Raw genomic sequence first — 12,545 nt, 5'->3', positions numbered from 1 at the left:
TCATCATCGCCTTCGCCTTTGATGCCGGCACCAAGGCTTGCCTGCATGCCGCCCTGGGCTGCTGCGGAGTGGGATCGTTTGGCCGGCATCAGGGACAAAATGATGGAATCATACCCCCGCTGCTTTGCGGCAATGGCGATTCTCAACCCCGCCAGACCGCCACCAATGACAAGTGAGTCCGTATATATAACTTTCATCTGTTGCTCCTCGTGTGTATTTTTTTATTCTGCGGTTTTTTCATCTGCTGCCACTGTGGCATGGGCCTTGTAAGGTTCTCCTGCATGGTCTTTATGACGGATGCCGATGATGGAAAACACTAACAACGCAAGAAGACCCACGGTGAGAAAGAAAATGGTCAACCGTTTTTTCCACATTTTAAGCTTTACACGGGAGGCACGGTAATCATCACCGGTGAACCAGCCCCATTTCATGCAGAGACGATAAAGACCAATGGTGCCGTGGAGCTCCACTGCAAACAAAAGAATCAGATAAAGGGGCCACATGTTGCCGGAGATGATACGGTCGGCGGAGAGATAAGGATCAATCTGGCCCGGATGGGTGAGCATGATAAAAAGGTGCACAGACCCCAGAAAAAACATGATAAAAGCCGTCACCACCTGGATGTACCACAAGTTGGTGTCGTCGTGTTTCATCATGCCCATCTGCTGACGGATAATGGCGTGCTGCTTCCAGGAAATGGGAAATTTTCTTACGCCCAAAAGGGCATGGATAATAAAAAGGGTAAAAACACCCAGAACAGCAAAAAATACCGCCGCAGGAAAACCTTCCCCGGTGCTGGAAAGAAAAGAAAGTTCCATGAATTTTGCCACAAAATTAAACGAGCCTTTTCCCAGCAGAATACTGGCCACAAGCATCATGTGCACCCACATGAACAGCCCCAGCACCAGGCCGGTACCGCTCTGGGCAAGATCCAGCCGGGCCGGGATCCGGCTCTTTTTAACATTGTCATTCTCTATCAAGCGTTCCATTCATCCTCCTTGATAATAATTTAACTCAACTTTCGGTGTTCGCATTTCGTGGTGGGGTCAGGCTTTCGTTATTGACATTATCGAGGCTTTTTTCGTTGGCAAAGGCCTTGGTCGATAACATCAATAACAAAAGCCTGACCCCGTCGGCACACTGAGCCCATCGGGGCATTTAAAAATTCCGGCTTTGAAATGAAGCCCGAAAGTTGAGTAATTTAAAATAATGCCCCTGTATTTTGGGGATATTAATGATCATCGGCAAATAGAAGCAAAATATATACCATATGTTATAAAAACAGATAATGTTTCACAAAGGCCAGCCGTCAAGGGCAATTGAACATCGCTTTTTATCTAAGAAGTCACCCTTGTTTTATTACCGTTTTCACAATATGAATAATCCCATTGAAACGGTCACAATACCTTTTCGGACAAGGCCCGGATGAAAATCAAAGGCGGAAATTCGCCTTTTGACGGTAGATTTTCGCCGGAAAAGAGCCATTGCTTTTAACTTTTCCCTTTGATATTGTTTTTTTGGGCTTGGTTTCATGTTCGCCCACCGTTGGCAGCATGTATCAGGTATAAAGAATTAATTATTTGAAATCATTTGCAACATTAAGTTGTTGGGTGTTTTGTACATATGCACTGGGTGAAGTTAGAACCAAGCCCGTTTTTTTTTATATGAAACACTCCGCAGATCAGGAGTGTATTTCAAGTTTTGTTGTGGGATGACTGAGGTTAGACTAAGGTCTGCCCGTGGCGGTTATATTAAAAAAAGGAGTTGATATATCATGGCAAGTACCACCATTACAATTTTATGTGAAAACAGAGCCTGTGAAATGATGGGTATAACAGGAGAGCACGGCTTTTCCGCATTGGTTGAAAAAAACGGTCGAAAATTGCTGCTGGATACCGGTCAGGGGCTCACCCTGGGAAACAATGCCCGGGCTTTATCCGTTGATCTTGGCAGTATTGACAAGGTGGCACTGAGCCACGGCCATCTGGACCACACCGGTGGATTGTCCGAACTTTTTTTCCCCCAAAGAAATGTGGAGGTTGTTGCCCACCCCGATATTTTTATTCCCAAATATGCCGAATTCATGCAGGGAGATACTCCGGTGAGGTATTTTATCGGCATAAAAAATGATCGGCACTTTTTGGAAGAAAACCGGGGGCTGACATTTTCCCTTAAACGGGAATACGAAGAAATTGAACCGGGCATTTTCTTTTCCGGAGAGGTTCCCCGGGTCACGGATTATGAAAAACCCGATGCCCATCTTAAAATAAAACAAGGGGGTGAGTTTATCCAGGACCCCCTGCTTGATGACTCCTCACTTTTAATTGAAACCGATTCCGGGCCGGTGATTCTCACCGGCTGTGCCCACTCGGGTATTGTGAATGTCATGGAGCATTTTAAGGAAAAAAGCGGGCATGACAGCTTTTATGCCGTCATTGGCGGTACCCATTTGGGGTTTCTGGGATTGGGGGAACAGATGAACCGCACCCTGGAAGCTTTTGAACGGTTTAAGCTGGAAAAAATTGCCGTATCCCATTGCACCGGTAATGAGGCGGCCGCCATATGCTACAACCGCTTTAAAGAAAAATTTGCCTTTGCCAATGCCGGATGGCGAATTACCCTTTAATTTGAGGAGAAAACATGCAAATATCTCCAGAAGACAACGCCCGGGAGAAAGAGACGCTTCAATATACCATTGATGACCCGGATCTGGATTTTACCATGGCAAAAAACAATGTTAAAGAAATGGTGACATCCACCTACGGAAATGCCATGATTTTATCGTGGAAGGATGGTACCACTGGAAAGTTTTATCCCACCTTTGCATGTGGAGATGGTAAAACAAATGTGGAACCATGGATTTATTATGCTCAAACACGCGGGGCGAATCTTACGGTGGATGTCAATGACGGTGCGTATGTTTTCATGATATTGATCCTGTAGGATATAAATATTCGGACACCACTACAGCAACATTTAAAATGATAAGGTACTGAATTGTTTTTCCCATCATACCGGGGATGTTAAATATTTAACAAGGAGAATTCAGATGCGAATTAAATTTATTGTCTTTTTAATGATGTCATGGATTGTTTTCTTTTTTCCGGCAATGGTTTCAAGCAAATCCATCCAGGAAGGTGGAGTAACAATTAATGTAAACAGGGTACTCACCGGTGCCACCACCGGAACACATTATTACGGGTATTCATCAGGAAGCATTTCTTTACCACATAATAAGGGTGGAATGCTTACCTTCACATTATGGAATGACATGCAGGTCAACGGCACAGCCCACACTAATTTTTTTAACACTTCCCTGGGGGGAAGGGCCATAAAAATTCCCAGTTATTCCACCAAAAACCAGTTACTGGAAGAGTACAAAGAGTTCAGAGGACAATGGGGCCCCGCCGGAATCAATCGAATCACATTGGCCATTCCACCGGGAATATCCACTTTAAAATTTCACAATGGAGGCAGCGCCACAGGTATTGAATTATCCCATCTACGATTCATTGCTGGCTATACCTACCTCCCCAAAGGCTACAAAAAAGAACCTGTCAGAACCCCAGGTAAACCCATTATCCAAGTGGCACGCATACTCAAAGGAAGTAAAAGCGGTGAACTGTTTTACGGATTTCAAAGGGGTACCATATTTCTTCCCCATGGTTATGGAGGTTATCTTACATTCCGGGTATACAACGATCAACAGCTGGGGTGCAGCTCTTTTTTAAATAAAATCAATATCACCGCCGGACACCTTAAAGAAAGCTTCACGCAATACACCTCCTCCCTGGATCTGGTGGAAGATTATCAGGAATTTAAAAACCAATGGGGACCGGCAGGTGGTTCCCGTGTCATCATCCAGGTTCCTGAAGAGGTAACCCAGGTTAATTTTAACAACTCTGGATCTCAATCGGGTATTGAGATATCCCAATTAAGTTTTACCAAAGGAGCGCCCCTGGTATTTTCATTTGAAGAACGGGTAAACCGTCAAGGGGCTGTGTGTAAAATTTTTGGACGTACCTTGCACCATGCCGTTTCCGGCCAGGAATTCAATGGATTTGCCTCCGGCCGGGTACTTCTCCCAAACAATAAAGGAGGGATTCTTTCCTTTAATTTCTGGAATGACCATAGCGTTGGAACCGCCCAGATTCATAATCAATTAAATATTACCGCTGGTACCGTCAAAATGACGGTAAAACAAACCACAACCAACGACCAGCGAAATGGTTTTTATAAAGAATATATGAACCAATGGGGGCCTGCCGGAGGTAAAATAGTCAATGTTAAAATCCCCCCAGGTGTAAGTCGTGTTGATTTTAACCATGCTGGTTCCCAGAGTGGATTTGAACTTAATAATTTTGTATTTCGAAGTAATTAAAAAGCACTTGACCATGACATTGAAATTGAACAGCGTGATATAAATAGCAGGACATAAACTCATTATCCTTGATGCATCAATCATTGCCTTAAGGGTAGGTGTTATTGAAAACCTTATTAACTCAACTTTCGGGTTTCATTTCAAAGCTGGCATTTTTAAATGTACCGATTGGGTCAGTGTGCCGACGGGGTCAGGCTTTTGTTATTGATGTTATCGACCAAGGCCTTTGCCAACAAAAAAAGCCTCGATAATGTCAATAACGAAAGCCTGACCCCACCACGAAATGCGAACACCGAAAGTTGAGGTATTTATATGTCAATGTGAGCTCAAAAGCACCACTGCTGTACGGGTGGGAAGGTAAAGACTTAAAAAATGGTTATCAATATCTCCTGGAACCGTTGACGGTGTGGTAAAATGCACCTGGCCCCGGGAAAGGCGGCCCTGTCCCCCAAAGGCTTTTTCATCGGTATCCAGAAGCATGCCATACCTGCCCGGCGGCACCGGGATCAAATAATTTGTATAAGAAGAATCCGTATGAAAATTAAAGACAAACAAAAGTTTGCCCCGGAAAAAGGCGATCATTTTATGGTCTTCATGGTGATAACACAATTGTGCCCGGCCATCACCGGGGATATTAAATGACTTTAGCCCGTTGATCATGGCCCGGTCAAAATCTGCCAGACGGGAAAAATAAAGATCAGGGTTATCCCGTAAAGACCATTGGCGCCGGGCATAGTGATAGGACCATTGATTGTGTGCCCCGGGAAAATCAATCCATTCCGGATGGCCAAATTCATTGCCCATGAAATTAAGATACCCGTCCCCTGCCGTTGCCAGGGTGATCAACCGGATCATTTTGTGCAGGGACAGTGCCCGTAATGTTTTAATATCCGGCCGGGTCCCCCACATGCCATGGTAAATATTTTCTCCCATGAGACGCATGAACAATGTCTGATCTCCCACCAGGGCCTGGTCATGGGACTCTGCATAACTGATACTTTTTTCATCTTCCCGACGGGCATTGAGCTCATACCACAAAGACCCCAAAGGCCATAATTCGTCTTTAAATTCCTTTAAGAGGCGAATCCAGTAATCAGGAACCCCCATGGCAAATCGATAATCAAAGCCTGTTCCGCCCAGGGCCTGGGGGGCGGCAATGCCGGGATACCCACTGACTTCCTCGGCAATGGTGATGGCCCGGGGAGAAATATCGTGGATAATCCGGTTGGCCAGAAATAGATAGCCCAGGGCCGCCCCATCCACCTCTCCCTTCCGGTAATAATCGGCATAGCTTGTAAATGCCCGGCCAATGCCATGGTCCAAAAATAACATGGAGGTCACCCCGTCGAACCTGAACCCATCCATTTTAAATTTCTCCAGCCAGTACCGGCAATTGGAAAGCAAAAATTTTATCACCTGGTTTTTATCATAATCAAAACAGCGGGAATCCCACAGTTTGTGGATTCCCCTTTGGCCTTTGTGAAAAAATTGATGTGAGGTACCGTCAAAGGCACCTAAACCTTCTACCTCGTTTTTAACGGCATGGGAATGGATAAGGTCCATGATCACCCGGATACCCAGGCCATGGGCCGCATCCACAAGACTTTTAAGTTCTTCCGGGGTGCCAAACCGGGATGATGGGGCAAAAAAACTGGAAACATGGTATCCAAAGGAACCGTAATAGGGATGTTCCTGGACGGCCATGAGCTGAAGGGTGTTATAGCCCGCGTCTGCCACCCGGGGAAGAATATGATCTTCAAATTCCCGATAGGTTCCCACCCTGCCCTCTTCCTGGGCCATGCCCACATGGGCTTCGTATATGAGAAGCGGCTCATCAGATGGTATAAAAGATGAATTTTTCCAGGCATAGGTATTCCAAGGCTGCCAAACCTGGGCATTGAAAATCAAAGTATGGGAATCCTGCACCACCCGGAGGGCCGCCGTGGGAATGCGATCCCCCTCCCCTCCGGGCCACAATACCCGCAGTCGATAATGCTGGCCATGGCAGAAAGTGTCGGTGTCAAACCACCCCTCCCAGATACCGTTACTGTCCCTGGAAACCAGACAAAAGCGTTCATCCAGTTGCCAGCGGGTCATATCACCAATGATGTATATGGCTGTTGCATGGGGGGCCCATTCCCTGAAGCACCAGGCGTTACCGGTGAAATGCAGTCCAAAAAACAGGTGGTAATCAGCTACATCATATATATTTTTACGACCCTGATCCGTGATTTCCTGTTCCATGACCCGGGCCCGGTCAAGGCGGGCCTGAATCGTTTTTTGATGGTGCAGAAGCCCTGGATCGTTGAAAATACCGGGATCAGACAATGAAGGGCCTGTGAAGCATTTTTTCATAAAGTTCAATATATTTTGTGGCACATGCCGTGTGGTTAAAATCAAGGACCCCCTGGGTCATCACCCGGGTGATATGTTTTTCTTTAACATCGGGATGGAGGCAGTAAAAATCCATGGCCCGGTCCACGGCCCAGGAAAGTCCCTGTGCGTCGTGAACATTAAACACAAATCCGTTGCCCGTACTATTCTCCAGATCAATGTGCCGAATGGTGTCGTGGAGCCCTCCGGTATCAAATACAATGGGCAGGGTACCATAAATGCAACCGCTCATCTGGGGAAGACCGCAGGGCTCAAAGGTGGAAGGCATGAACAAAAAATCAGCTGCGGCAAAGGCCTGATGGGACAGCACTTCGGTGAAATCATTCACTGAGATTCGATGGTGAAGTCCATGAAATTCCAAAATTTCCAAAAAACATTTTTGAAAAGGCCCATTGGCCACAAACACCACCTGTAGCTTGTCATCCCAGTATCTGGAAACAATATCAAATAATATATCAGCCAGGAGCTGACATCCCTTTTGCACAGGATCAAGGCGGGAAGGCCAAAAAAACATGGGGGCACTGTCATCCATCTCCAGCCCCAGAATATCCTGGAGATGCCGCTTGTTTTCCAGCTTTTTGTAACGATGATTTTTGGGTCCGTAATTATGCACCACCATCTCATCAATGGCCGGATTAAACTCCGGGTCCGGGGCGTTGAGAACTCCATCAGCACAACCGGCATGCCATTTATTGGAAAGTTCCTGCTGGATACAGGGCTCAACAAAGGGGTGATGATTATGGATGATTTCATTTAAAAATGTGGGGCTCACCGTATTGACATAGTGGGCTGCAAACACACCGGATGTGAGAAAATCCACAGGATTATTTTCCCGGCTCTCTTCGTAACACTCGGGGGCTTTTTTATAATAAAGGTGGTGCCAGAAGGCGGCGGCATCAATGCCCCTATCCTCGATTTTATCCAGGGTGGCTGTCACTGTGTGGATATTGTGAATGGTAAAAAGACAGGGAATGCCCAGTTGCCGGGCCATGGCAGGGACAAGTCCCGTCATCCAGTCGTTGCAGTGAATAATGTCAGGGTTCACCCGGGGGATAATGTTGTTCATTACCTCCCGCTGAAATGCCAGAGAAACCTTGAGGTTGGTTTCATAGTATCCGGAATACACATGGGTGAGATAATAAAAAACCCGGTCCTCGGCAAGGTGAATTCGCTCTTCTTCTATGCGGTCTTTGATGCGCTTCAACTCTTTATTGAACAAACTGGGCAGGTACCCTTCAAACAGGGAGCGGTAATCGGGCAGGGCCACATGCACATCCCCCCCCAGATCAAACAAGGAGCTGATCAAAGCTGCAGACACATCAGCAAGGCCCCCGGCTTTGGCACAAAAATTAGACATATTTCCCATCCCCTCTGGAAGATATGTCACTTCCGGCGTAACAATAAGCACGCGGGGTTTTGATTTTGTCATTTTAACCTGCCTTTTTGGGAAATGGTATCAAGTTTTATCCAGACCCGGTACAGTTCACTGGTTCCCCAGGCCTGGGCATCACAGCCCCTGGGTGTATGGGGATAATCACCATCCAGCACTTCAGGCAGATGACCCACGCATCCTTTTTTCATTAATTCCGACGCACTTCCCAGCAATGCCAGGGCTGTTTCCCTTCCCTGGGGATCATCATACACCCCGGCCCAGGCCTCACAAAATACGGGAAAGGGCCATGTCCAGGCCGTTCCATTGTGATAGGCCGGTTTTCTTTGGGTGTCTTCATCCCCCTCATACACTCCGGCATAGGGGTGATAAGGATCGTTGAGAATGCCATCATGGGACTCTATGGGAAGGGGAAAAGAAACCGGCCGGTCAGCAAGGCTCCTGATGGCACCGGGCACCAGCAGCTCCATGCATGCTTCCAGGCAGGGCATGGTAAGGGAAGGATCATCCAGCACTCCCAGGGTCAGCACAAACAATTGATTGGGCCGAAGGGCATCGTCGGGCCGGGCCTGGGCCGCTCCGGTGCCGGGTTCTGCATGGAGGCAGTCGGAAAAATAGCCCTTTTCCTTTAGAAAATAATAATGATGCACATTGTGTTTCACCTTTAACGCCAGCTCTTTCCACGCAGGTTCCCGGGAATCGCCATCAATGCGGGCAAGAAAGCAAAGTGCATAATGCCACAAAGCCTGGATCTCCACAGGATATCCTTGGCGCGGGGTGCCGGCGGGAAAATTGGTGTCCATCCAGGTAAAATGGGAGGGGCTGTAAAGCAGTGCCGTGTCACCATCCATGATAACACCGGTGTCTGTACCATGAATAAGGGAGCGCCCCATGGAAATTAAAATCTCTGTCACCGAACGATTTCCCAGCCGCTCATGGAGAAAATCATCCCCATCCTGTTCCACAAGTTCCCGGCAGGTGGCAAAAAACCACAGGGGAGCATCAGAGGTTTCTCTGTTTTCGGCATTGCTGCCGCAGATCATGTTGGGTAAAGTTCCGCCCTGTTCATACTGCCCGAACAGACGTAAAACAGCCTTTGCATAATCCAGACGTCCGGCCTGGATCAATGCCCGACAAAAGATTAAACTGTCCCGCCCCCAATCCAGAAACCAAGGATACCCTGCTATGACACTTTTGTCCCGGCCCCGGCTTACCATGTAATGGTCCAGATTTCGGGCCACGGTTTCTATAAAATGATTGGATGGTACCGAAGCCGTGGCAGTGGGGTCTTTTTGCGGGCCCATCTTGCCGTCAGGTGGTTTTAATCCATCGGCATCTGCCCTGAGAAGCACCCCTTGGAGGCTGCCTGTCATGGCAATTTTAAAATAACCGGGACTGAACAGATCAGAATGGGCATCCAGCCCCCGGGATTCCTCCAGGGGACGGTGCACCATATATGTCCATTCCGGGTCCAGTTCAAATTTTTCCCCGGGCATTTCAATGTCCAGGCACCGTTCACCCGGTGCCGGTTCAAAGCGCACACCATGCGGTTTCAGGGTCAGGGCCGATTCCCAGGCGTTTTCAGGGCCGGTCCATGCCTTGACGGTGTCGTGGAAAGAGCGATCCTCAATATCCGGTCGAATAATCAGGGTCACCGGAAGATCATCGTCCAGAAACAGGGCCACATCCCGGGAGGGTTTTCGAATAATTTCAAGACACACCTGATTTTGCCCCCGGACCATCCACAATTTAAGTTCAATGATAAAATGTCTGCCTTCACTGGTGGGAACATTAAACCGCCACAGCCCTCCCTGTTCACCGATCAAACAGGAAAACGTTTCCAGGCAATCCAGGGTCAGCTCCCGGGATGTGCCCTGATACAAAGCCCATATGCGATACCGGGCAAGGAGCATCCAGCGATTTTCCGGATATTCAGGGTTCAAGTTGGCACACAACAAACCGTCATACCGACTCTCCAGCCGCCCCCACCATGCAGCGGCCCGCAGCACTGCTCCCCGGCCATTGACATCCAGGAATTTCAGGGAGGGGTCCGCCATGATTTTTTTTCTGGAAAAACCGGCCTGGAACGGCAGGGTCCGGGGCTGGGCCAGAAAAAGAAGGGAGGAGTTGTGTTCATGGGTTTTACCATTTTGAAATAAACGAATGCGAAAGGTCAATTCTCGATGAAACGAATTGGTTTTAAGGGGGGGAAAAACGGCAAAAAAATGTCCCGAAGCCATGGGTAAAGCCTCTTCATACCCCACGGTTTTAACACTGTTTCGCAATGTTTGACGAATATCAGCCCTGAAATTTTTATGGGCCAGCACCAGCACACAATGCCCCGGGGGCACCATCACTGTACGACGTCTGTCTGCATCCCAGTTCCAGGTCACCATCCGGCTTTGTTTTCCCTCCAGATTCAGGGAACGACAAAAAGCAACGGGGTCATGGACAAGGTGCTCTGCAGCAGCATGGACATCAAAATCTCCAAGGTCATGAAACCCTTGAAAAACCTGGAACAACTTCATTGCCTTGGCCTTGAGTTTTTGATCCAGAACCCGCCGGGGCATGCGGCACAGGGAGGGGGCATTGTCCATCCAGGCATGGAGATTTTCCATCCCGGAAGAAAGGGCCATCACCTGCCCGGGTGCCAGGGTAACAGAACATTGATCCAAATCCGTTGTAATGTGAACGTTCCGTTCAGTGAGCAGATCCACCATGGTGGAGGATGGCATTTCCCAGTCCCGGGAATTCCAGGATACTGTTTCTTTGTGTTCACAATCAAGGTTCACCACAATGAGTAAGCCACTGTGGGAGTTGTCATGAATCCTGGCCAAGGCCAAGCCGTTGTCCGGGCCATTGTGGATGAAAAAAAGTCGGGTTCCCTGGCTGAAGGTGGGATGATGCTTTAAAATCAGGTTCAGGCGCTTGATATGTTCAATTTGATTGTCCGTGGCCCCCCAGTTCAGTGAGGGGGCTTGATGCACATTAATTTTTTCCGTGGCAAACCACTCCACACCGGCACTGAAACCAAATCCGCCACACACGGAAAACAGGGCGGAAACAGCCGTTCGCATCCTGGCATAGGTATGGGACACCGCGGCCAGCCGGGGGTTGTCATGGGTTTCGGCAAAGTGCACCATGAGGCCGTATTTTTCCGAAATTTCCAAGGCTTCCAAAAGATAGTTTTCTATCTCTGTGCGCCGGTAGTTCTGGAACAGTTCAGAATAGGCCCAGTTGAGGTTGGCGGTGTTCAAAAGATCACAGGTGGCATGGATGCCCCCGCCCAGACCCTCCAGAAAAAAAAGGGTATCCGGATACTCATTTCTCACCCTTGCCACAATATATTCCCAGGCCGGCAAAGGGATCATGTAGCCGGCATCACATCGGAATCCGTCCACCCGTCTGCGGCACCAGCAAAGAAATATGTCTGCCATGTATTGCCACAACTCCACCCGGGAATAGTCAAGCTTGGTGAGATCTTCCCATTTCACCCCCCAGGCACCGGGCACCTCAATGGTGCCGTCCTCTTTTCGCACCAGCCATTCCGGATGACTTTCGTGGATGGTGGCAGCCCAGCCTGTGTGGTTGATGGCAATGTCAAGAATCAGATAGCCGCAATGGGTATGCACGGCATCGGCAAGTTCCATGAACTGCTCCAATGGGGTTGCCAGGGGATCAAACGCCACCAGAGCCGGGTCCACATCAGTGAAGTTAAGGGCCGCATAGGGGCTGCCGTACCGCCCCATGCGGGCATAGGTGGTGGGGGTGGGATGCACGGGTAACAGCTGGAGTACCCGACACCCCAGCTCACCAAAAATAAAATCCACCTCTTTGACAAGATCCCGGAATTTTCCAGATTCCGGGATCACGGTGTACCCCTTACTTTCAAGGGTGTGGATCATCTTTTCTTCTTCCGGGGGCATGGGTTCCCGGGGCCATTTTGCACTGCCGAACTGGCGGACAAAGGCGTTGTAGATGATATTGGCGCAGCAGGAACCTGCACTTTCCACGTTAATCACCGTGTTCTCACCCCCGGGCCACAGGGGAGAGGAATCAGCCTTGCCCATGAAAAAACATTTGGCCTTAAAGTGACCCGGTTCATACAGGGGAAGGGTAATGGAAAACGAGGCGGGACCCCGGCGGATCATTTTTATATCATGCCAGGCACTGTTGAGCTTGATCTCCCCTTTATCCACCCGGTCAATAATCTCTTGCCGGATAAGCCATGCACGCCCCAGATTCGTTCGAATAAAGGCATCACCCCCAACATCCGTGTCAGAAGCAAGCTCCAGGGTAAAGGTAATACTGTCTCCGCAAAACATGACCAGGGCCCTGCCGGGCTCGGGATATTGAACAACCATGGTTCCCCCTCCCAAT

At 48.7% G+C, this 12,545-nt stretch carries 8 protein-coding genes; 3 read left to right on the top strand and 5 right to left on the bottom strand.

Annotation, left to right across the window (positions count from 1 at the left end):
* The coding region (locus tag B9A32_RS16450; RefSeq protein WP_139795863.1) for an FAD-binding protein at positions 1-197 on the bottom strand (197 nt) is incomplete at its 3' end.
* Positions 198-221: 24 nt separating this feature from the next.
* Positions 222-989: a fumarate reductase cytochrome b subunit gene (locus B9A32_RS16445; RefSeq protein ID WP_084070993.1), complete on the bottom strand. Its 768-nt coding sequence runs from the start codon at positions 987-989 to the stop codon at positions 222-224.
* Positions 990-1,774: 785 nt separating this feature from the next.
* On the opposite strand from B9A32_RS16445, the gene B9A32_RS16440 reads away from it, so the two are divergent.
* From B9A32_RS16440 to B9A32_RS16430, 3 genes are all read left to right on the top strand, one after another.
* Complete coding sequence (locus tag B9A32_RS16440; RefSeq protein ID WP_084070990.1) at positions 1,775-2,626, top strand: MBL fold metallo-hydrolase; 852 nt, start codon at positions 1,775-1,777, stop codon at positions 2,624-2,626.
* 14 nt (positions 2,627-2,640) lie between these two features.
* On the top strand, positions 2,641-2,943 hold the full coding sequence (locus tag B9A32_RS16435; protein ID WP_084070987.1) for an AF1514 family protein: 303 nt from the start codon (positions 2,641-2,643) through the stop codon (positions 2,941-2,943).
* Positions 2,944-3,049: 106 nt separating this feature from the next.
* The gene (locus B9A32_RS16430) at positions 3,050-4,381 is read left to right on the top strand and encodes a hypothetical protein (protein ID WP_084070985.1); all 1,332 of its coding nucleotides are present in this window, start codon (positions 3,050-3,052) and stop codon (positions 4,379-4,381) included.
* A 315-nt stretch (positions 4,382-4,696) separates the two neighbouring features.
* On the opposite strand, the gene B9A32_RS16425 is transcribed toward B9A32_RS16430, so the two are convergent.
* The 3 genes from B9A32_RS16425 to B9A32_RS16415 are packed head-to-tail and all read right to left on the bottom strand — an operon-like array spanning position 4,697 to position 12,529.
* Positions 4,697-6,736 carry an alpha amylase C-terminal domain-containing protein gene (locus B9A32_RS16425; protein WP_084070982.1) on the bottom strand — a complete coding sequence of 680 codons (2,040 nt, stop codon included), beginning with the start codon at positions 6,734-6,736 and terminating at the stop codon, positions 4,697-4,699.
* Complete coding sequence (locus B9A32_RS16420) at positions 6,702-8,204, bottom strand: glycogen synthase (RefSeq protein ID WP_084070979.1); 1,503 nt, start codon at positions 8,202-8,204, stop codon at positions 6,702-6,704. Before B9A32_RS16420 ends, B9A32_RS16425 begins: the two co-directional genes overlap by 35 nt.
* Entirely contained in the window at positions 8,201-12,529 is a 4,329-nt protein-coding gene (locus B9A32_RS16415; RefSeq protein ID WP_084070977.1) for an amylo-alpha-1,6-glucosidase, read from the bottom strand. Before B9A32_RS16415 ends, B9A32_RS16420 begins: the two co-directional genes overlap by 4 nt.
* Between the last annotated feature and the right edge of the window lie 16 nt (positions 12,530-12,545).

The organism is Desulfocicer vacuolatum DSM 3385 (assembly GCF_900176365.1).
Taxonomy (GTDB): domain Bacteria; phylum Desulfobacterota; class Desulfobacteria; order Desulfobacterales; family Desulfobacteraceae; genus Desulfocicer; species Desulfocicer vacuolatum.
This window is presented reverse-complemented; position numbering and strand designations above follow the sequence as displayed.

Bases quoted from the DNA above. Each gene is read 5' to 3' on its own strand.
- B9A32_RS16445 (WP_084070993.1), bottom strand. From the start codon at position 989: ATGGAACGCTTGATAGAGAATGACAATGTTAAAAAGAGCCGGATCCCG.
- B9A32_RS16440 (WP_084070990.1), top strand. From the start codon at position 1,775: ATGGCAAGTACCACCATTACAATTTTATGTGAAAACAGAGCCTGTGAA.
- B9A32_RS16435 (WP_084070987.1), top strand. From the start codon at position 2,641: ATGCAAATATCTCCAGAAGACAACGCCCGGGAGAAAGAGACGCTTCAA.
- B9A32_RS16430 (WP_084070985.1), top strand. From the start codon at position 3,050: ATGCGAATTAAATTTATTGTCTTTTTAATGATGTCATGGATTGTTTTC.
- B9A32_RS16425 (WP_084070982.1), bottom strand. From the start codon at position 6,736: ATGAAAAAATGCTTCACAGGCCCTTCATTGTCTGATCCCGGTATTTTC.
- B9A32_RS16420 (WP_084070979.1), bottom strand. From the start codon at position 8,204: ATGACAAAATCAAAACCCCGCGTGCTTATTGTTACGCCGGAAGTGACA.
- B9A32_RS16415 (WP_084070977.1), bottom strand. From the start codon at position 12,529: ATGGTTGTTCAATATCCCGAGCCCGGCAGGGCCCTGGTCATGTTTTGC.